Annotated in this window: 16 protein-coding genes; all 16 read right to left on the bottom strand. The window is 58.3% G+C overall.

What is annotated here, in order from left to right:
• Nucleotides 1-83: 83 nt before the first annotated feature.
• Nucleotides 84-1559: a transcriptional regulator FleQ gene (gene fleQ, locus ALO80_RS19635; protein ID WP_002554296.1), complete on the bottom strand. Its 1476-nt coding sequence runs from the start codon at nt 1557-1559 to the stop codon at nt 84-86.
• Between the two features lie 177 nt (nt 1560-1736).
• On the bottom strand, nt 1737-2033 hold the full coding sequence (fliT, locus tag ALO80_RS19630) for a flagellar protein FliT (RefSeq protein WP_044419807.1): 297 nt from the start codon (nt 2031-2033) through the stop codon (nt 1737-1739).
• 33 nt (nt 2034-2066) lie between these two features.
• Nucleotides 2067-2456 (bottom strand): flagellar export chaperone FliS, encoded by a 390-nt coding sequence (gene fliS, locus ALO80_RS19625; protein WP_055010202.1) that lies wholly within the window; start codon nt 2454-2456, stop codon nt 2067-2069.
• Between the two features lie 124 nt (nt 2457-2580).
• Complete coding sequence (gene fliD, locus ALO80_RS19620; RefSeq protein ID WP_055010201.1) at nt 2581-4056, bottom strand: flagellar filament capping protein FliD; 1476 nt, start codon at nt 4054-4056, stop codon at nt 2581-2583.
• An 83-nt stretch (nt 4057-4139) separates the two neighbouring features.
• Nucleotides 4140-4532: a flagellar protein FlaG gene (locus tag ALO80_RS19615; protein WP_055010200.1), complete on the bottom strand. Its 393-nt coding sequence runs from the start codon at nt 4530-4532 to the stop codon at nt 4140-4142.
• Between the two features lie 72 nt (nt 4533-4604).
• On the bottom strand, nt 4605-5453 hold the full coding sequence (locus tag ALO80_RS19610; protein ID WP_055010199.1) for a flagellin domain-containing protein: 849 nt from the start codon (nt 5451-5453) through the stop codon (nt 4605-4607).
• Between the two features lie 332 nt (nt 5454-5785).
• Nucleotides 5786-6712, bottom strand: coding sequence for a ketoacyl-ACP synthase III (locus ALO80_RS19605; RefSeq protein ID WP_055010198.1), 927 nt, complete (start codon nt 6710-6712; stop codon nt 5786-5788).
• A gap of 286 nt (nt 6713-6998) precedes the next feature.
• A complete protein-coding gene (locus ALO80_RS19600) occupies nt 6999-9905 on the bottom strand; it encodes a TIGR00180 family glycosyltransferase (RefSeq protein WP_055010197.1) in 2907 nt (968 codons plus the stop codon).
• 128 nt (nt 9906-10033) lie between these two features.
• On the bottom strand, nt 10034-13609 hold the full coding sequence (locus ALO80_RS19595) for a glycosyltransferase (protein WP_055010196.1): 3576 nt from the start codon (nt 13607-13609) through the stop codon (nt 10034-10036).
• An 88-nt stretch (nt 13610-13697) separates the two neighbouring features.
• A complete protein-coding gene (locus ALO80_RS19590) occupies nt 13698-15290 on the bottom strand; it encodes a flagellar hook-associated protein 3 (protein ID WP_055010195.1) in 1593 nt (530 codons plus the stop codon).
• 13 nt (nt 15291-15303) lie between these two features.
• Nucleotides 15304-17364 carry a flagellar hook-associated protein FlgK gene (gene flgK / locus ALO80_RS19585; protein ID WP_055010194.1) on the bottom strand — a complete coding sequence of 687 codons (2061 nt, stop codon included), beginning with the start codon at nt 17362-17364 and terminating at the stop codon, nt 15304-15306.
• An 11-nt stretch (nt 17365-17375) separates the two neighbouring features.
• Entirely contained in the window at nt 17376-18620 is a 1245-nt protein-coding gene (gene flgJ / locus ALO80_RS19580) for a flagellar assembly peptidoglycan hydrolase FlgJ (protein WP_055010193.1), read from the bottom strand.
• A 10-nt stretch (nt 18621-18630) separates the two neighbouring features.
• Nucleotides 18631-19740 carry a flagellar basal body P-ring protein FlgI gene (locus ALO80_RS19575; protein WP_055010192.1) on the bottom strand — a complete coding sequence of 370 codons (1110 nt, stop codon included), beginning with the start codon at nt 19738-19740 and terminating at the stop codon, nt 18631-18633.
• A 13-nt stretch (nt 19741-19753) separates the two neighbouring features.
• Nucleotides 19754-20467, bottom strand: coding sequence for a flagellar basal body L-ring protein FlgH (gene flgH / locus ALO80_RS19570; RefSeq protein WP_003370084.1), 714 nt, complete (start codon nt 20465-20467; stop codon nt 19754-19756).
• A gap of 84 nt (nt 20468-20551) precedes the next feature.
• Nucleotides 20552-21340, bottom strand: a complete 789-nt coding sequence (flgG, locus tag ALO80_RS19565; protein WP_002554310.1) for a flagellar basal-body rod protein FlgG — start codon at nt 21338-21340, stop codon at nt 20552-20554.
• A 46-nt stretch (nt 21341-21386) separates the two neighbouring features.
• Nucleotides 21387-22127 (bottom strand): flagellar basal body rod protein FlgF, encoded by a 741-nt coding sequence (locus ALO80_RS19560; protein ID WP_054986826.1) that lies wholly within the window; start codon nt 22125-22127, stop codon nt 21387-21389.
• Between the last annotated feature and the right edge of the window lie 25 nt (nt 22128-22152).

Below are 22152 nucleotides of genomic sequence, written 5' to 3'. Positions count from 1 at the left end.
GTTAAGAGAGACTTAGCAATCCTCGTGCCGAAAAAAAACCCCTGAAAATTCAGGGGCTTGGTTTTTGGCGCTGAATCAAGGCGTCAATCATCTGCCTGTTCGTCACCTTCACGACGGCTCATACCGTACTTGCGCATCTTCTCTACCAGTGTGGTGCGACGAATCCGCAAGCGCTCCGCAGCGCGGGCGACAATACCGTTGGCATCATCGAGCGCCTGCTGGATCAGGCCTTGCTCCAGACCACCAAGGTAGTCTTTCAGATCAAGCCCTTCGGGGGGCAGCATCGCGCCAGAAGCGAAGTTCGGCGTGTTGCTGTTGATGGCAACGCGCTCTTCGATATCGCTGCGCATGCTGTCGACCATCTGCTCGTCTTCGTCATCAACGTAGCGGAATTTCTTCGGCAGCTCGGCCACACCGATCACACCATAGGGGTGCATGATCGCCATGCGCTCGACCAGGTTGGCCAGCTCACGGACGTTGCCCGGCCAGGCATGACGGCAAAGCGACATGATCGCGGCCGAGTTGAATCGGATCGAGCCGCGCTTTTCGTGCTCCATGCGCGAGATCAGCTCGTTCATCAACAGCGGTATGTCTTCGACACGTTCGCGCAACGGTGCCATCTCGATGGGGAACACATTGAGACGGTAATAAAGGTCTTCGCGGAAGCTGCCAAGCTCGATCATGTTTTCGAGGTTCTTGTGCGTCGCGGCAATAATGCGCACGTCGATGCTCTGCGTCTTGTTGCTGCCCACTCGCTCGAATGTGCGCTCCTGCAGGACGCGAAGCAGTTTGACCTGCATCGGCAGCGGCATGTCGCCGATTTCATCGAGAAACAACGTACCGCCGTTGGCCAGCTCGAAGCGGCCTGCACGGCTGGTGATTGCACCGGTGAACGCGCCCTTCTCATGCCCGAACAACTCGCTTTCGAGCAGTTCGGCGGGAATGGCACCGCAGTTGACCGGCACGAACGGCGCGTCGCGGCGCTTGGAGTGGTAATGCAGGTTGCGCGCAACCACTTCCTTGCCGGTCCCCGACTCGCCAAGAATCAGTACGCTGGCGTCGGTATCTGCAACCTGCTGCATCATCTGCCGCACGTGCTGAATCGCGCGACTGGTGCCTACCAGGCTGCGGAACAGGTTGGGCTCTCGATGACGACCGCGCTCACGGGCCTGATCGTACATCTCGCGATAGACCTGGGCACGGTGCAGGGAGTCGAGCAGCTTGCTGTAGCTGGGAGGCATCTCGAGCGCGGAAAGAACCCGCCTGCGCAAGTCCTCCGGCAGCTCGACAGAAGAATTTTCACTCATCAGCAGCACCGGAAGGAACTCATCCCATGCTGCGATGGTCTTAAGAAGCCCTTGCAGGCTGCCCGGAGCACTTACGCTACCGACCAGCACGCACAGCACTTCTCGTGGGGACGCCAGAGAGCCGACCACCTGTTGCCAGTCCTGGCTTGAACAGGAGAGATTTTCTTCGCCAAGAAAATTCAGGATAACCGCCAGATCCCGGCGGCGCTGGCTATCGTCATCGATTAGCAGAATCTTGATTTCACGCCACATGCAATAGCAACTTCCCTAGTCAACTCAATGCTCATGATTGGGGGGCAGCTTGGCATCTCAGCTGTATAAACCTTGAGACGCCAGAAAATAGTAAACATCACTAGTTAAGTCAAAAAAACGGACACAGTCAAATTTATGGCGAAATTCTTGTCGAACAATAAAAATGACAATTAAACATTAACCGAACAGATGGTATACCTTCGTCGCGTTCTTCGCATTCTGGATTTGAGCCATTTCATCGACGACGGCTTGACGCTCCCCGGTTGCAACATCAATCAGTTGCCTGTAGACCCCTAATAATTCCTCAAGGTTGCTGCGCAGCGCCGGCTCGTCGGCGGGCGCCTCGCTGACAACGGCATCGACACACTCGCGGCATGCCAGGTCAAGCTTGACGATAGCCTCCCAGTCGCGCTCGGCCAACGCCCCCACCAAGGCTTCCCGGGTTTCTTCGATACGCTTGAGCGCAGCACTCATTGTCTTGTTCTCCTCAGGGCAGCAAATTATTGCTTATTGCGCGGTGCCGATAGCGTCCCAGCCTTCCTTGACAGTGATCAGCAGGCCGGCAACTTCGTCGAGCATCTTTTGATCGTTGCGGGCATTGGCCTCGGCCAGACGCGTCATCATGTAGTGATAGAGACTGTCCTGCCTGACCAGCGCTTCGCTGGGCTCGTTTTCCAGATCCAGACCTTCACGAAGCCCACCCACGATGCCGATAGCCTTGCTGATGAACACACCCTTATTGGCGATGTCCTTGCGCGCCATGGCACCCTTGGCTTGAGCGATACGGTCGAGACCACCCTCCATCAACATCTGAACCAGACGGTGAGGACTGGCCTCCGAGGTCTGAGCCTGGGAGCCGATCTTCTGATACTGCCGCAACGCTAACATCGGATTCATAAAGGGGACCTCGTCGCAAATCCATAATACTGATACTCAAGCTATCGACGTATCGCGCAGAAACTTTAGCCCAAAAGCAAAAACCCGACATGGCGTCGGGTTCCTGGCACTTCTGCAACGCTTTTTACGAGGCGTTTTTCTGCGCGTTCATCGCTTCAAAAATAGAAGTGATATTGGTCGCGGTTGCTTTGAGCTGCCCGACAACCAGGTCCATCGCATTATATTTCTTGGTCAGGGTTGTAGTCAGACTCGCAATACGACGGTCGAGGGCATCCTGATCACTGGCGAGCCGGGTCTGCACTTTATTGAGACTGGTGGTCTTGCTGGCCAGAACTCCGTCGGACTTCGTATAAGGCAGCAGCGCTTTGTTCATGCGCGCAATCAAACCATCCGAGGTGGTGCCATCGGCATTTGTTGCACCGGTAAACATCGCCTGGATCTGACTGCCCAGTTTTTTATCACTCAATGCCGTGGTGAATTCACTCGTATTCAATGACAGTTTGCCGTCCGCCTGCTGAGTCTTGATCCCCAGCTGCGAAAGCGAACTCAGGCCAGCTCCCGAAGTGGCACTGGCGATCTGGCTACGTATCGTTGCCAGCAACGCGCGCGGGGTGGCGTCACCGGTCAAAGCGGCCGCAGTGTATTTACCATCGGCGTCGATGCTCCCCTTGGTCAGCGAAGACACTAGCGATACCAGTGTGTTGTAGGAGTCGACAAAGGACTGCAGCGACGACTTCAGGCCGTCGGTGTTGGTGGCTACCGTAACCGTGGTGGTCGGGCTGGCAGCGGTGCTGGGCGCGACCAGTTCGAATGTCAGACCGGAAATAGCCGTGCTCACGGTATTCGTCTTGCTGGTGAGACTCAGCCCATCGACCGTGAACTCGGCATCCTTGGCAACATCGACGATCGCACCGGCACCAGGAATGGCTTTACCACTTGCATCAGTACCGGCACTTGTGGAACTCATCAACTTGGTACCGTCGATGTTCAACGCCTCCTGACCGGAAGCCCCCACCACCGAGATGTCACTGCCCTTGCCAGTCGTGGTCGAACTGAACACCAGCCTCGAACCGTTACTGTCGTTGATAATGTTGGCAGTAATGCCTTTCCCCTGCAGGGTCGAGTTGATCTTGTCGCGCACTTCCTGCAGCGTCGAGGTCTTGTCGACCAGGACATTGTAATCAGTGCCATTTTGAGTGATTTTCAGGGTACCACTCGGAATAGCACTCGCCTGCGTGGCATTCAGCGCAGCAGTAGCAACCTTCGAGGGCGTTGCCAGTTGGGTTATACCAATAGCGTACGTGCCGTTGACTGCCGTATTGCCCGCTGTCGCCTTGACCACTGCTTCATCGGCCGATGTCGCAGCAAAGCCCTGAAACGCAGGCGTCGTGGAACTGCCCAGGGTATCCAGGGTTTTCTGGAACGCCGCGAGTGCCGACGTCAGCTGGCTGACACCCGACAGTGATGCGGTTGTGGCCGCGGTCTGTTTGTCGATCTGGTTCTGCTTGGGTGCCTTCTCGGCCCCTACAAGACCTTCAACGATGGCAGTAATTGCCAGACCCGAGCCAAGACCCGTCGAAGATGTAATTGGACTTGCCATTGTGCTTCTCCCTTCAAGAATGTCGCCAGTCTTGCCGCCCCGTCAAAGGACTGGCAAAACGGCAACAAATACCTTACTGGCGGTCAGGCCTTGGCGCGGAACAACAAACTGTTCGCATCACTCAGGCTATCGGCCAGCTTCAGGATTTCTGCATTGGGAATCTGTCGAACCACTTCACCAGAATCACTGGCAATCACTTTCACGATCACTTTGCCAGAAGCTTCGTCAATCGAGAACTCGAGATTGCGTTTGACCGAGTGAAAAAATTTCTGGATGTCTTCTGCAGCGGCTTTGACTTTCGCCTCGTCGTGAGAATCATCCTTGTGCAGATCTGAGCCTTTACTCTCCGCGGGGGCTGCAACACGCTCGACTGTCGGCGTATCGGCAGGCTTGTCAACAGACTTGTCCGGCAGCGGAGCCTGACTCGCCGGTTGAGCGGCCGGATAAGACAAGTTCAGCTTTACACTCATATCCATGACCATCACCTCCGAAAGTAAAAAAGCGAGAGAGCGCTGTTACGCACTCCCCCGCTAAAACTCATGCCGATATTACTGAAGCAGTTTCAGTACAGCGGATGGCAGCTGGTTAGCCTGAGCCAGAACAGAGGTGGAAGCCTGTTGCAGGGTCTGTTGCTTGGTCAGCTGTGCAGTTTCAGCAGCGAAGTCGGTATCTTGTACGCGACCCAGTGCAGCACTGGCGTTTTCGTTGATGTTCTGCAAGTTGGAGATGGTGCTGGTCAGACGGTTTTGTGCAGCACCGAGGTCAGCACGGGTGGAGTTGATGGTCTGCAGAGCCGAGTCGATTGCGGCAATTGCAGCAGAGAAGTTGGTCTCTGCAGCAGTGCTGTCGGAACCGGCGATAGTGATGGCCGAGCCGACACCCAGGGTGTTTGCGTCAAAACTTGCGCTCAGAGTCAGAGTGATCTGGTTCGAAGAGCCCGAGTTGGAGCCAACCTGGAAAGTCATGGTGCTGGCGGAACCGTCGATCAGGTTCTTGCCGTTCAGGTTGGTGCTGTTGGCGATACGGGTCAGCTCGGAACTCATCGCGGTGAATTCTTTGTTCAGCGCGTCGCGGTCAGTAGAGCTGTTGCTGTCGTTTCGCGACTGAACAGCCAGTTCACGCATACGCTGCAGAATGTTGGTCGACTCTTGCAGAGCGCCTTCAGCGGTCTGAGCCAGGGACATACCGTCGTTGGCGTTTTTGATCGCCATTGTCTGACCACGGATCTGCGAAGTGATCTTGGTAGCGATTTGCAGGCCGGCAGCGTCATCTTTGGCGCTGTTGATTTTCAGACCGGAAGACAGACGAGTCATCGAGGTCGAAAGTGCGTCGGAAGCGCGACCCAGGTTCTTCTGGACGTTCAACGATGCTACGTTGGTGTTTACTGTTAAAGCCATGATGAATTCCTCGTTGGTTTGGTACTACGTGGCTTCCGGCCCCTGCTAGCGCCGGGTGTGCCTAGAGAACCTTCGTAATAGTTATCGTCGCGATGGCAGGTTGCTTGAGGGTTTTTTTTGAATATTTTGCCATCATTCCTGAACCCCTTGTAAAACAAGGGATTAGGTCGAAATCAAACCATCAGGACGGGGCAAAAAACCACGACCTGAACTTAGCGCGCCGGGCAAATCCGGCAAGTACCGAAGTTCAAACATGTGAACAGAATCGATTATTCAAAAAAAACGCCCGCAGTCGTCAAGACCCCGGGCGCTCTTTAATAGCCGACGGTGATTCAGGCTTTATAGATAATGGCTGAACCCCAGGAGAGCCCCACACCAAAACCGCTCAACGCGACACGGTGCCAGGACGAGTTGAGCACGTGTTTTTCAATCAACAACGGAATACTGGACGATACGGTGTTACCCGTTTCGACCATGTCCTTGAGAAACTTCTCGGGCTTGTCCTCGAAACGCCGTGCCACGGCATCGACAATCGCCGCACTGCCCTGATGGATGCAGAAGGCGTCGATATCGTCCGGCGTCAGCTCCGACTCGCCCAACAGCTCGTGCAGATGCGCGGGCACTTTGAGCAAGGCGAAATTGAACACCTGACGGCCGTTCATGAAAAATACGCCGTTGCTGACCTTCAAGTGCGGCGCACCCGAACCGTCGGTACCGAATTTTGCCTTGCCCAGTTGCCAGGCAGCGTCCTCACCCATCCAGGTCGCCGTCGCGGCATCGCCAAACAACATGGTGGTGTTGCGATCCTGCGGGTCGACGATTTTCGAATACGGATCAGCGGTTATCAGCAGCCCGTTCTTCAGGCCCGCCGCTTCCATAAAACCCTTGATCGCATAAATGCCGTAGACATAGCCGGAACAACCCAGCGAAATATCGAACGCGGCAACGTTGGTCGACAGGCCCAGCTTGTCCTGAACGATGGCTGCGGTGTGCGGCAGCCCCTCTTCGTCGCCGTTCTGAGTGACGACGATCAGTACATCAATGCTTTCACGCTTGAGCTGCGGGTTGCTGGCAAACAGCGTATTGGCCGCTTCAACGCACAGATCCGAGGTTTCCTGGCCAGCGTCTTTGCGCGGCAGGAACGTGGAGCCGATTTTCCCGAGGATGAAATCTTCATCCTTGCCGAAACTGGCACCTTGAGCGTAGTTATCCACGCCAGCAGTGGGCACGTAACTCGCTATGCTTTTAATGCCAATCATCATGGCTTCCCGATGAGTAAACAGGTCATTTTTCGTCCCGACAAGATCAGGGCGCTACCGAATAAAGGTGGTTTGCAGACATTTTCAGGGCGCAAAGCCTGTGAAAGCAAGCCAGACGCGTGTCGCTCCCTGTAACACAATACAGTGAAGATGCACGTTATGACCCGCAGGTCACGCCGGTTTGCACGCTTTGCGATTATTGGCGGGGGTAAAAAATAAAATGAAGTCGCGTCAGGACGACCACGATCCGGCCTTGGAAACAGCCGGATCGCGTGCTGCATGCAGCTTAAATAGCCAGCGTGAAGCCCTGACCATGAAGATCGAGGTTGGCATTGTAGGCTTCGTCCTGCGCGAATTGCGCCGGCCACTTTTCGATCAGCGCGCCAAGCACTTGCTCGGGAGCATTAACCACACCGGAATGCACCACCTGAACATGCGGAGTCCAGACAGTCAGATAACCTGACTGCGCGGCCTTCAGGCACAGATCGACATCGCCCAGAAATTCGGCAAAAGCCTCATCATCGAGCCCGCCCAGCGCATCGTACAGATCCTTGGCAATCATCAGGCAGGCCGATGACACCGCAGAGTAGTTCTGCTCGACCGTCAGCCGCTGCATGTAGCCGCGGGACTTCTTCGACTCGCCGACGAAGCCGGAACCGACCCCGCCATTGAGCCCCAGAATAAGACCGGCCTGGGTGATGGTGCCCTCACGGTCCACCAGACGTACCCCGACCACGCCCACTTCGGGACGCTGCGCCTGATTGAGCAGTGATTCGATCCAGCCGACATTGACGATCTGACTCTCGGCATCCAGCAGAATCAGGTATTCGCCCTTGGCCTCCTGGCTGACCAGATTGCGCAAGGCAGCGGTGTTCATGCGGGTGTCGGCGCGGAACACGCGTACCCGGCTGGACAACTGTTGCTGCTGATCGAGCCAGGTCGACAGTTCCGCAGAGGTACTGGCGTTATCACCGATCAGCACCTCATAGCGCTGATAGCGGGTACGCTGCAGGATGCTGTGCAGGCAGCGTTGCAGTTCCGGCAGGTTGTCCTGACTGTGCAGCAGAATCGAGACCACTGGCCGATGGGCATGGCGATAATCGATCTTGTAGGTGCCAGGCAATGCCGAGCTGACTTCAGCCTGATACCCACGTTGCGCGAGATGACGCGTCAACGCCTTGTGTTCGTCCTGATTGTCTTCCAGCTCGGGGGCGTCGCAGATCATCACCGGCTCGCTCAGGTGCGCCAGACCACTCATGCCGCCCTGTTCGATCAGGCGCAGCAGCAAATCGAATTCCAGTGCCTTGGGAAACGCTCGTGAATAGCCGCCCGCCTCCGCCAGCAGATCGCGACGAATCAGCCAGTGCCGAGCGGCCAGGGTCGGCACGCTTTGCAAGAGATCGAGGTTGAAGCCCGGCCGGAACAACGGTGCCAGGGTGCCATTGGCTTGACGGTGAATCTCGTCCACGGCCACCGCCCGGCATTGCGCTGCATCAACCAGCTCGGTGCTGGCCAGCAACAGGCCGCTGCGGGTAAACACTTCACCTGCCTGCGCCAGCATCAGCCAGTCGCTGGGCGACTGCTTGACGACCTGGTTGACCTTGTCGACGTAATTGCTTTCGGTGACTTTCACAAAGTGCACGGTGTTGCTCAACGTCGTCGTTGACGGCATCTCCCCGGTGGTGAACACCACGACCTTGAACGCCCGATAATGGCCATTGATCAGACTGTCGAACGTTGCTTGCAGCTTGAACACATCGGCTTCCAGATCAAGCAGCAAAATGCCGATCTGCGAACCGGCAGGCTTGCTCGCCAGTTGCGCGGTGAGTTTTTTCAGCTGTTCCGGCGCTGGATCACGCGAATCCAGCCAGTCGAGCAGTTTGCCGGAAGCCATGCCACGCAACAGCTGGCTGTTATCGAAAGCGGAATCCGCCTGCAGGCGCTGACCCCAGGCACCGATACGCTCGGCGCACTCCTGATCTTCCTCGTCCTGAGACTTGCCCAACTCCTCAGCCAGCGCTTGCACGACACCGTGACTGAACGCATACGTTGCATAGGCTTGCCATAGACGACTCAGACGCGACTCGGCATCCGGGTTGTTCTGCTCGTGCAACAATTCAGCCTGCTTGACCAGGGCGGCCTCGAGCCCTTCCAGTTGCACATGACCGGCCGGCAACAGGTGAATCAGAAACTCGATCCTCGCCAGTTCGTCAAACAGCGGTTGGTTGTAAAAAGGCATTTCAACGAACTGGCGAGGTTCGAAAAGTGCATCCGACTGGGTCAATGCGACATTCCAGACCGATTTGATGATTTTTTCGTCGGCCTGATAAGCCTGAGTATCGAGGCATTCAGCCATCGCCGCGAGACCGGCCAGTATGTGGCGCTCGCCCTGCTCTCTTTCGAAGCCCGAAGCGTTACCCAGGGATGAAACGAGCATGCGTGCAAACGCTTCGCGCCCCGCTTTGGCCTTGGGGTCAATGTGTTTGACCGCGCCAGCGATGACGGCACCGTAACGATGCTCCGGATCCTTGTCGGCTTTGGCGTGCAAGGCATAGGGAATGGGCAAAATGCGCAGCGCGGCAGAGGCGACCATGAAGGTCATATGGCCGATTTCCTGCCAGTGCAGTTCGGTGCCCTCAGGGACCGCGCTGAACCACTGCCGGGCCAGGGCGGTGCGGGTCACTGCATTGAGCAGCGACAGGCTTTGCCCCATGAAGCTCAGCATTCGCTCATCCGCCTGAGCAGATGCGTAATCCTCCTGAACCTTGCGGTCCCGGCGGAAATACTCCACATGATCGACGTAGGCCTGATAACTCAGGCTGTAGCCCTGGCAGGCGCCATAGCGCTCGTTGCTTTCAAGGAAAGTCAGCGCCTCTGTCAGTGCACCCGGTAGCAGGAAACTGTCGGCCTGGGCGTACACCACAAAGGGTGTGGCCACTTTACTGAGACCTTCTGCAATCCTGGCGCTGAAACTGGCACCGTTGAGCGCCGCGTTGTGGATGTACCGCAGCCCTGCGCGTTCGACGATCTGCGTGTCAGGTTCGGGAGAAGCGTCAACCACGATGACGCTGCACGGATAATCGCTGTAATACTTCAGGGCGCGGCGCAGAAAGTCAGGCTGATCCTGAGCAAGCAATAGCAGCGTCAGACGCTGATCCAGCGGTGTGGCTTCATTCCCGAAATGGCTGAGCATGATCTTTCCTTAATGGCATACCGATGGTGCCTTCGAACCGAAGGGCCCGAACGGGCTCACTGTCGAAGCACCAGCAAACAGGACAGCCCCGGCCATTGGCTCGCCGGGGCGAATTAAAACAAGCCGGATCAGTCGGGCAACCAGCCGTTGGCCCAATACTGCAGGTTTTCCCCGCGCAACATGAAATCGCGCAACACCGTCTCGCGCAATTCGTCCCCCATACGGTAGCTCGCATCGGGATCGGAGAGGTGCATACGGATCGCCTGCAACCATTCTTCGGAGCTGTTGGTGTAAACCCGGGTAGCCGGTAGATGACCCCGGTACGCTTCGGTGTCCGAACAGATAACCGGGTAGCCGCACGCGCCATACTCCAGCAGACGCAGATTGCTCTTGCAGTCATTGAAGATATGAAATTCCAGCGGCGCAAGGGCCAGGTCCAGATTCAGGCTGGCCAGTTTGGCAGGATAGGTCTGCAGGCTGACGCCGGTGTGAAATTCGTGGATATAGGGCTTGAGCAAGTCAGGGCACATGCCGAAGAACACCCACTCGACTTCATCGGCCAGCTCGCGCACTACATCGACAATCAGCTCCAGATCGCCCCGGTGACTGGTCCCGCCACCCCAGCCGATACGGGGCTTGCCAGAGCTGCGACGCTGACTTTTCAGGCTGCTCCACAAGTGGGTCGCGAGCATGTTCGGCACCACACGAATGTCACTGTGCATGCTCGACAGCGCCTGGGCGAGTGGCTGGGTGGACACCACCACACGATCACACAGGCCTATGCCCTTGCGCAGCATCGCAGCAATATTGTCGGGCATGTTGCGCCGGTGCTCGTTTCGCTCGGGCACATCGGCGATATAGTCATCCAGTTCGAAGATGCGCATGGCATTCGAATAATTCTTTGCCAGAACGATGTCCTTGACCTTGGGCTCGGTGTAGCGCCCCTGAAAGACTATGACATCCGGAGAAACACGTTCCACCTCGACCGGTGAAACAGATTCGTAGGTCATGCGGCCTACGACTCGCCCGGCGGCCATCAACTCCAGCAACGGCTGGCTGACGCGATAGTGGCCCACTGCCGAGGAATTGACCATCATGCCAAATATGGAAGGCAGATGACGGGTGCAGAACGGATTCCAGCCCACCAGCAAACCGGGGTCAAGGTCGAAAGACAGCGGCTCGTTGAGGTTCAGGTTGGGGTTGTAGGCCGGATCCCGGGCGATTTTCGGTAGCCACTTCTGGTAGAACGACTTCTGATCGTTATCCAGCGCCTCACGGGACGCCGCGGAGCGCTCGGCAGCCGCAGGTTCGGCCAATACCAGCGAAGAATCAGGCGTGCCCACAATCAGATAGCCCTCACGCCCGACCCTCATGCACAGGTCAAGGTCCTGAAGCCCCTGCGTGAACGTCGCCGCTTCCATCTCGCCCACACTGTCGAATACGTCCTTGCGGACCATCAGACAATTGCCGCTGACCGCACTCCAGTTCTGCGTCAACTGCAGGCGCTGCATGTAACTGCTGGCACCTGCCGAAAAATTGAAGAAAGGACGACCGGCCAGGCCTTCCATGCCCATCACCATGCCGGCATACAGAATGTTGCCCTGCGGGTTGACGATTCGCGGGCCGACGATACCCACTTCCGGACGTTGAGCGTGATTGAGCATGCCTTGCAGCCAGTCCGCCTGATGCAGCACCGCGTGCGGGCTGAGCATCACCAGATAGTCGCCGTTGGCGTGCCCGGCAGCGAGATTCTGCGCGCGGGCTTCACTGACCGGCTCGCTCAGGGAATAGATCCGCAGCTTGTCGCTGCCCAGCTCGCCCATCGCTGTAAACCAGGCGCGTGCATCAGCACTCTCGCTGGCATTGTCGACGATCAGCACCTCGTAATGAGGATAGGACGTATTGCTGAGCAGGCTGTCGACACAGCGTTCCAGTGCCGCCAGTTGATCCCGGGTGGTAATGATCACCGACACCAGCGGGCTGCCCGCATGCACATACTCGATCCGGTTCAGCAGCGGCAATTGGTCATGGTGGATGACATGTTCCCGGCCAATGCGCGTGAGGTGAGCCGACACGACTGACTCGTTGTGCTCGATCACCCGAGGCAGCGAAAGCCATTCGGCAAAGGTCAGGGTCGACTCCACCTGAACCTCGGCAATGTGCTCGATCGTCTGCGGCCCGACACCTTCGACCAGACGCCAGATGAAATCATGAGGGGCCAGCTCACCGTGGAGCGGATCGAAGCCACCTGCATCGAGCAGATGACGGCGCTCGAAAGCCAGCGTGCGGCCCACATAAGGGTAGGCACGCATCAGGTCCAGGTTGAAGTCCGGCTTGAAGATCGGTTCTTTTGATTGTTCATCGACCAGCGCGCCTTCATCGCTGTAAATGCACAACAGGCCCGTGCTCTGAGCGATACGCTCGGCCAGCACCAGCAGTGCCGGCTGAGTCAGCCGATCCCCGGCACGCAACAGATAGACCCAGTCGGCGTTTTCCAGCAGCGGCAGTATTTCGTTGAGCTGTCGCGTCCAGTCTGCCTGCAACGGAAAACGCAGCACCTGAGGCTCGTCGACACTGGCATTGGTCAGCACAACCACTGAGTCGGCCGCGTAATCCTGCTCGGCAATACTGCGTAACGTGATGTCCAGTCCCGCAGCGTCTCCTGACGGGTCGATAATCACCGGAACAATGCGCGGTTGCCATGTCCAGTGTGCGATGCGGTTTTCATTCAGCTTTTTCTGTGGCGCGGAGAACTCCCGACACGACAACCACTCGGTGTAAAGCTCGGCATAGCTTGCGCTCTTGCTGCCCACCCGGCTGTTCATAATGCCTTGGCGACTGGCCATTACCCCGTACAGGCCAACCTCATCCCACTCACGGGGCTGCTCCAGCGCCTTGCGCAACGGCAGAAAGCGTACCCAGCCCTGCGCCGGTGCCTGTTCACCGCTACGCGCCTTGAGCATTTCGTTCAGCCACGCCCACTCGGTGGTCGCCTTCTGAGCTATCTCCGGCGAACTGCTGAAACGGCCGGGATGCTCCCGCTCGACGTTCTCGATGGTGTGCAGCGCAACCAGATTGCCCCGTCGCAGCAGGCAAATGAACAGCGTGAAATCCAGCAGCGCGACAAAACCCTGCCCCGGCTGGGCAATTGATGGCAGGTACTCCAGAACATTGGACCTGCGCATCAGCGCAGCGCTGAAGCCCCCCAGGTAATTGCGCGGCGTGCGCTCGAAGATCGCCAGCATGTCCTCGCCTTTGAACAAGGCGTCATACGGCACAAGCCCGACGTTCTCCATGCGGGGCGGCAAGACGTAATCATCGATATCGACCAGATGCCGTCGACCAACCACCAGACTCACATCTTCATAGGCGTGCAGAACGTCCGCCTGATGAGCAATGAAGTACGGAAAGAGACGGTCGTCGTCGCACAGGAACTTGATGTAGTCGCCCTGCGCTTCTTCCAGGCCCTTCAGCAGGTTGCCTTGAAATCCCAGCCGCCGGGGATTGCGCAGGTAACGGGCACGGTCGCTGGAAGCTGGCACCAGTTCATCGAAAATTGCCCGGATTTCATCACCGGGGCAATCGTCGCAGACGATGATTTCCAGATTGTCGTAAACCTGATTCAGTGCGCTTTGCAGCGCGGTGCGGAAGAACCGGGAATTGAAGGCGGGAATGACGATACTGACGAGGGGAACTGAATTCACTATTGCAGACTCGCGAGCGGCGGGGAACCAGCCAGTCGAGTGGCTCCCCTCACCGCTGAAAAAAGACGGTGGATGCTCAACGTCAGTTTCAAAGCTGACTGAACAGGTTCAACTTGGACAGCATGGTGAACACTTGCTGGGATGCATCAAGCATGGTCTTTTGCAAGGTCAGTCGAGTGGTGGCCTCGACGATATCGGCGTTCACATAGGTGCCTTGTTCAGTGGTGTTATTGCCCTTGAGCAACTCGTTGGTCGTCCCTTGCGCGGTGGCCGCCAACTGACGCGCACCACCATTGGAACGGGCCGTGGACGCCTGATCGATACTGCTGGAAAGGTTGCCCAATGCAGACGTCAATGCAGAATCGAGCTTCTGTGAAGCAACCAGATTGCCATCTGTCGGTGTCGACAGTGCCTTGATGGCTGCCGTCAGCGTATTGAGGATGTTCTCGGTCTGGTGCGTGCCGGACTCCACCACAAACTGGTCACCGGCTGCAGGCGTGCCACTGACCGTAAAATTGACACCCGAGGCATTGGCAGTCGAGCCGCTCAGCGTGCCGCTCGACACCGGCTTGCTACTGCTGGTCAGGGGAGATGCATACAACTCATAGTCGGTGGCACTGGTGAACTTGAGAATCGCCCCGTTGGCCGGGAAGGTATTGTTGAAGGCGGTCCGGTCGGCGGCGGTATCACCGACTGCCGAGCTGCTGACGGTCGCAGCCGAGGTGTTGCCCGGGCTGCGCGAAGTCGAGACCGTGTCCGGCGTCGAGGCCAGCTCGTAGCTGCGATTGGTCAGTGCAGCACTGGCCGTTGCGTCGCTAGCAGACTCGGCGGCCGACAGGTTGATGTTCATGGTCAGCTCGACACCCCTGAAGGTGAAGGTCTGATCGCTGAACGAGCCATAGCTGAATTTACCGGCAGATGACGCGTCGGTGGTGACATCGGTTCCGGTGGCATCGGTAATCTTGAACTGCGTGCCGCTGAGGAACGTCATGGTGTACGGTTCGCCAGCCTGATAGCTGGAATTGTAAGTGCTGGTCGACTTGACCAGACCGCCGGTCAGACCGACCTTGCCATCGTCCGTTGCAGGCGACGTCAGCTTCGAGGACGTGCGGGTCGTGTTCAGCGCCTGCTCGAACGCTTCATAACCTGTGGTGTTGCTCGGCAGCACCAGGCCGTCGCCGATTGCCAGGTTGACGCTGGTCTGATCACCGCTATAGCTGTAAGAGCCATCGGCATTCATCGAGTATGGCGGTGCCGACGACTTGGAACCGGCGAAAATATACTGGCCGTTGGCATCCTGGCTGTTCATCAAGCCGAGAATCTGGCTCTGATACTGCTTGAGCTCGCTGGCCTTGGCCAGACGGTCGGCGTCGGTGTAGGCACCGTTGCCTGCCGACACGATTGTTTCGCGGGCGGCCTGCATCGTATCGATGATGCTGGTCAACGCAGTCTCGGAGTTGACGATGTTGGTATTGATCGTGCCGATATTCGACGCGTACTGGGTCAGCATCGAGTTCTGCTGAGCCAGTTGCAGCACGCGTGCAGCCCCTACCGGGTCATCGCTGGCAGTGTTGAGCTTGATACCGCTGGAAACTTCTTCGCTGGTTTTCAGGACATTCGAATAGCTGCGCTGATAATTGGCGTTCGTGGCTTCGTAGAACTGGGTAGTTGAGATACGCATGGTTCACGACTCCTTAAAGACTGTTGATCAGCGTGCTGAAAATGGTTTGGGCCGCCTTGATGATCTGCGAAGAGGCGGTGTAGTACTGCTGGTACTTGATCAGGTTGGCCGCTTCTTCATCGAGCGACACACCCGAGACCGAGTCACGGGCAGACTTGGCCTGCGCAACGACCGCAGCAGTGGCAGTCACATCACTCTTGCTCTGACCCGCCAGCGTACCGACCACAGAGACCAGATCGGCATAAGCACCGGACAGGCTGGTGCCCACCCCGCCGTTGGTGACACCGACGGTCTTGGCCGTCTGCAAGCCCACCACAGCCAGCGCATTGCGGTTATCGGAAGAGCCCGCACCCGTCAGGCCGATGCTGAACGTGTCGTTGACGACCGGCGAACCCGAAAGTGTCATCTCGACTTCGAACGCTGTCTGAGAGCTCGGCGTGGTGGTGGTATCGGTGTAGCCAATGCTCAGCTTTATCGCGTTGCTCTGGCCCTGAACGATCGTACCGCCCACTGCGTTGCCGTTTTTGTCGAGCACGGCAGCGCCGCTGGCATTGATCAGCGTATAGCTCTGCACACCGCCGCTGCCGACTGCGCCCATCACCAGCTTCATCGGCGCAGAGTCCTTGATGGCATTGCGCAGGTCCGAGGTCTGGACGCTGTCATAGATATCGGACTTGGTGCTCAGCACTGGCTGAGTGAAACCGCCCGTACCGGAGTTGCTCGCCCCTGCGGTTGCCGTCAGCGGAGCAGCCGCTGCGATGTCCTTGGGATCGGTCAGCACCACGGCAATGCCCGAGGCACCGTTGCGTGTCGGTGTGACCTTGAAGACGTCACCGGCCGCCAGCGTGTTGCCGTTGAGGCTGACGCTGAAGCCGTCGAACTGCTTCGGCGGATTGTCGGTCAGGGCACCGGTGCCGAGACTTTCGCCATTGGGCAGGCGGCGCACCGTGAAGTTGGAAGCGTCGCTGAACGTCACTTCGTAGTCATCGGCAGTCAGCTTGCTGGTGTCGCCGATGCTCACGTTCAGGTTGCCGGAACCCAGGCTATTGGTGGTCTTGCCGGTGCTGCGCTGTGAAATGGCGTCGGCACTGTTGATATTGGCGTACAGGCTGGAACCGAAGTTGCCCTTGCTGTCGATGCCCTGGCTCATCTGGCTGTTGACCTGATCGGCCAGCACCATGGCCGCACGGCCAAGCTGATTGGTCGCTGGCACCAGCACATCGGAGCGGTAGCGCAGCAGACCGCCAATCGAGCCACCGGTGATCACCGAGGTCACGTCGGTCTGGGTCTGACCGTAAGCGATCTGCACGTTGTATTGCAGCGGGTCGGTCGGACTTGGCGTGGCGGACATGGAGTACGACGTGCCGCCGCTTACCAGCGATTGGCCAGTACCGGTATAGACGTCGTAGTTGCCGTTGTTCTCGACTACTTTGACGCCCACCAGCCCGTTGAGCTGGCGAACAGCCTCATTGCGCGAATCGAGCAGCGAGTTGGGCGACGTATTGCCTGCGCCCGCCTGAGTGATCTGTTTGTTGAGGCTCGCCAGCGTTGTGGTCAGTTCATTGACCTGCTTGGTGAACGTGGTCAGCTGAGCATTGACGTTATCGTTCTGCGACGACAGCTGCGAGGCAACCGAATTGAAACGCGAACTCAACGCCGAGGCCTGGGTCAGGAATGCCGAGCGATCAGACGACTGCGTGGCGTTGGTGGCAATACCCTGCATCTTGGTGAAAAAATCCGCCAACTGTACGGAAACGCCGGTGGCACTGTCCGACAGCAACGTGTCGGTCTTGCTCGCCTGACCCGAATACGCGACCGCGTCGGCACTCAGGGCGGTGCTGGATTGCAATTGGGCATCAAGGTAGCTGTTGTAGATCCGACGCACGTCGGACAGCGTGGTCCCGGTGCCGATGTAACCGACACCCAGACCGATATTGATCTGTGCCGACGCCGTGGTCATTACCTGCTGACGCGAGTAACCGGCGGTATCCACGTTAGCCGTGTTATTACCGATGGTATTGATCGCGGCACTGCTGGCATTGATACCTGAGAGCCCAATTGAAATCAGCGACATGAGTCAAAACCTTATAAAGTCGTGGAAGAGCCCGATGCAGCAGCGTAAGTCTGGTAACTCTTCATCTGCTTCGCGATCTGCGAAATCTTGCTGGCATAGTCCGGGTCAGTGGCGTAACCGGCCTTCTGCAATTCTTTTACAAACTGTTCCGGTTTATCGGCCGAATTGACCACTTCTTTATACCGATTGTTGTTCTGCAACAGACTGACCAGGTCATGGAAGCTGTCGGCATAGGAATCGTAAGACCGGAAGTCTGCGGTTTCCTTGACCATCTTGCCGTCGCGGAACTCGCTGGTAATGGCCCGCGCTTCAGCGCCTTTCCAGCTACCTGCCGCCTTGATACCGAACAGGTTGTGACTGCTGCTGCCATCCTGCTGACGCATGATCGATTTGCCCCAGCCGGTTTCCAGTGCAGCCTGCGCCACCAGCATGACCGGGTCGACGCCGATGCGTGCAGCGGCTTCCTTGGCCAGCGGCAGCATGGTTTCGACGAACTGGTCGGCGTTGCTGAACGCACGCTTGGCGGGTGCCAGCGGTGGCTGGGCCATCGAGCGCACGTATTCGGGCGCAGGAGCCAGGTTCGGATCAAGCGTCCAGTCACCGTTGTTGCCGGTTGCACTGGCCGTGGCGCGGGCAGGCACAGGGCTGTTGCTGACGGCTGCGGTGGCGGAAGGCACGATGCCAGCCAGCAACCGGTCGGTGAGTTTGGCGGGCAACGACAGGCGACGCGCGTTAAGCAACGCCATGTCATTGCGCCCCTCTCCGGACGCCGAAGCGGCAGCCGCTGCCTGATCGGCCGCCGCCGAGCGCGTAGCCCACAACGGACGCTGGTAGACACTGGTTGCCAGCCCGGTTTTCGCCGGCGTCGCATCGGCAGTGGTAGCAGCCGTGGCTGCTGTGTCGGTCGACGCTGCATGCTGAATGCCCTTGTCTTTCGACAATTGGCGCATCAACACGTCCTGCAGACCGATACCGTTGCCACGGGTGGACAGGGTGACCGCCAATTGCTGGTCATACATGTCCTGATACTGCCGCGTCGCCGGGGTGTTCATCGGGTTGTCCTTGGCCAGCACTTCGTTGGCCGAGCGCATGGCCTTGAGCATCTGGCTGACGAACAGCGACTCGAACTCGCGGGCCACCTTCTTCTGGTTTTCCACACTGTCCTTGTCGCCGTGCTTCAGCGACGCCAGACGGTTGACGTCGGTGTACGCACCCGAGTCCACCGCCGACGAAATCCCGCTCTTGGGCATATCCATGCTCGATTCCTCAGATCACGATCAGGTCGGCTTGCAACGCACCGGCCTGCTTCAGGGCTTCGAGGATAGCCATCAGGTCACCGGGCGCAGCGCCCACCTGATTGACCGCACGAACAATCTCATCCAGCGTGGTGCCCGGGCCGAACTTGAACATCGGGTGCAGCTCCTGCTGGGCGTTGACCCGTGAGCGAGGCACTACCGCGGTCTGACCGCCGGACAATGCGCCCGGCTGACTGACAATCGGGTCTTCGGTGATGGTCACGGTCAGGCTGCCGTGGGTGACTGCGGCAGGCGAAACCTTCACGTTCTGGCCGATGACGATGGTGCCGGTCCGCGAATTGATGATGACTTTGGCGGCGGTCTGGCCCGGATCGATTTCCAGGTTTTCCAGGATCGACAGGTAGTCCACGCGCTGGCTCGGATCAAGCGGCGCAGTCACTCGTACGGAGCCACCGTCCAGCGCCTGAGCGACGCCAGGGCCAAGCATGTCATTGATCTTGTCCACTACCCGCTTGGCAGTGGTGAAATCAGAGCGATTCAGGTTCAGCGTCAGGGTGTTGCCCTGGTTGAAACCGCTCGGCACCGCACGCTCAACCGAAGCACCACCGGGAATGCGGCCCGACGACGGGACGTTGACGGTGATTTTCGAACCGTCGCGGCCTTCGGCGTCGAAACCGCCCACGACCAGGTTGCCCTGAGCGATTGCGTAGACGTTACCGTCGACACCTTTGAGCGGGGTCATCAGCAACGAGCCGCCACGCAGGCTCTTGGAGTTACCAATCGAGGACACGGTGATATCGACCACCTGGCCCGGCTTGGCGAATGCAGGCAGATCCGCATACACAGCAACCGCCGCGACGTTTTTCAGCTGGACCGTGCCGGAACCTGCCGGCACCTTGATGCCGAACTGCGAAAGCATGTTGTTGAAGGTCTGCAGGGTAAACGGGGTCTGGGTGGTCTGGTCACCTGTACCATTAAGACCCACGACCAGACCGTAACCGATCAACTGGTTGGCCCGCACGCCGGAGATGCTTGCGATGTCCTTCAGACGCTCGGCGTGAACACCGAACGCTGTGGACAACAACAAGGTCGCCGCTATCAGTTGCTTGAGCTTGATCATGTCTATCCCGCTATCAGAAAGGGAACAACGGGCTGAGGAAGAACCGGTCGAACCAGCCTGGCTGGCTGGTATCGGCAAAGGCTCCGGTCCCCGAATAGGTAATACGTGCATCGGCAATACGGGTGGAAGACACGGTGTTGTCGGTGGCAATGTCGTCGGCCCGGACCAGTCCGGCAATCCGCACCAGCTCGTCACCGGTGTTGAGGGTCATCCACTTCTCGCCTCGCACCGCCAGAATGCCGTTGGGCAATACATCCGCCACGGTCACCGTAACCGAGCCGGTCAGGCTGTTGCTCTGTGCGGCCTTGCCGTCGCCCTTGGTCGTACGGGCACCGTTATAGCCCGCGTTGAGGCTCAGATCGTTACCGCCAATCGGGTTGTTGGTGGTCAGACCCGAACCGAACAACGAGGTCAGACCGATGCTGTTGGTGCTGTCCTTGGTCATTGCCGAGGTGGCCGCCTTGCTGGCCGCCATACGCTCGGAAAGCGTGATCGTGATGATGTCGCCGATACGGAAAGCCTTGCGGTCGCCGTACAGGTTCTGCTCGAAACCGGCCTGATAGATCGCGCCATTGTTGGCCGCCGCCGACATGGGTGTACGCGGCAACACCGGAGCGTAATAAGGGTCATTGGGCTTGGCCGTCGGCGCAACGCAACCAGACAGCAGGGTGATCCCGCACAATGAAGCGATCAACACTGAAAAACGCGGAACACTAAGGCGGTTCATGACACTTGAAACCTCGCGGTGTAACAGGCGCTTATCAGGCGCCCCATCGGATTGAGCAGTTCTACGAGCGACAACATCAAGCACTTACAGGTTCTGAGTCAGGTTTTGCAGCATCTGGTCGGCGGTCGAGATCACTTTGGAGTTCATCTCGTAAGCGCGCTGGGTGGTGATCATGTTGACCAGTTCCTCAACGGTGCTGACGTTGGAGTTCTCCAGCGTGTTCTGCAGGGTCGGGCCCAGACCGTTGAGGCCTGGCGTACCGATCTGCGGCGCGCCGCTCGAACCGGTTTCCAGATAAAGGTTGCCGCCGATTGCCTGCAGGCCGGCCGGGTTGATGAAGTCGGCGGTTTGAATGTTGCCGATGATCTGCGGTGTAGCGGTCGCGCCTGCCAGCGTGACGGAAACAGTACCGTCCTGGCCGACCGTGAAGGTCTGGGCGTTCTGTGGAACGACAATCGCAGGCTCGAGGGCATAACCGTTGGCAGTCACGATCTGGCCGTTGGCATCCAGGTGGAATGTACCGTCACGGCTATAGGCCACAGTACCGTCCGGCTGGGTCACCTGGAAAAAACCGCGACCATTGACCGCCAGGTCCAGCGGGTTGTTGGTGGTCTGCAGGCTACCGGCAGTGAAGTTCTTCTGCGTACCGACAATGCGCACACCGGTACCCAGTTGCAGGCCGGATGGCAGCTCGCTGTCCTGAGTGGACTGAGCACCCGGCTGGCGTTTGATCTGGTAGAGCAAGTCCTGGAACTCGGCGCGGTCACTCTTGAAACCTGTGGTCGAAACGTTCGCCAGGTTGTTGGAGATGGTGGTCAGGTTGGTGTCCTGAGCGGCAAGGCCGGTTTTGGCGACGTATAGTGCAGGAAGCATGTGTGTTCTCCTCAAGCGCCGGTTTGTCGGCGCAAGCTGTCATTGATTAGCCAAGTTGCAAGACGCGCGCCATCGACTGGTCGTCTTCTTCGGCGGTCTTCATCATCTTGACGTGCAATTCGAATTGACGGGACAAGGCCAGTACCGAGGTCATTTCCTCGACCGCATTGACGTTGCTCGCCTGCAGAAAGCCGGACTCGACCTGAACGGTGGCGTCTGCGTCGGCAGGCCGGCCACTCTTGGTGTGGATCAAGCCATCGGGGCCCTTCTCCATGGTCTTGAGGTCAGGCCGGACCAGCTTGATACGGTCGACCTGCGCCATCACCTGCGGGCTCTCGCCCAGCGAACGAATGCTGATGGTGCCGTCGGCACCGATCTCGATCTGCTGCTGAGGCGGCACGGCAATCGGACCGCCGTTGCCCATTACCGGCAAACCACTGCCGTCACGCAGCACGCCGAGGGCGTCGATGTTCATGCCGGAACTGCGGGTGTAGGCTTCACCACCGTCGGGAGTCTGCACCGCAATCCAGCCGTCGCCCTTGACGGCGATGTCCAGTTCACGGCCGGTCTCGACCATGGCACCCGCGGAAAAGTCAGTGCCCGGACGTTCACTCATCGCGTAGGCACGCGACGGCATGACCTCGCCAAACACCGGCATCGAGCGGGCCTGTTCAAGGTCACGCATGAAACCGTTGGTCGAGACGTTTGCCAGGTTGTTGGCGTGAGCCTTCTGCGCGATCGCGTTTTCGGATGCACCGCTCATTGCGACGTAAAGCAACTTGTCCACAGTCTTCCTCCTCCGACAGACGCTT

Source organism: Pseudomonas caricapapayae, assembly GCF_001400735.1.
In the GTDB taxonomy this organism is placed as follows: Bacteria; Pseudomonadota; Gammaproteobacteria; order Pseudomonadales; family Pseudomonadaceae; genus Aquipseudomonas; species Aquipseudomonas caricapapayae.
This window is presented reverse-complemented; position numbering and strand designations above follow the sequence as displayed.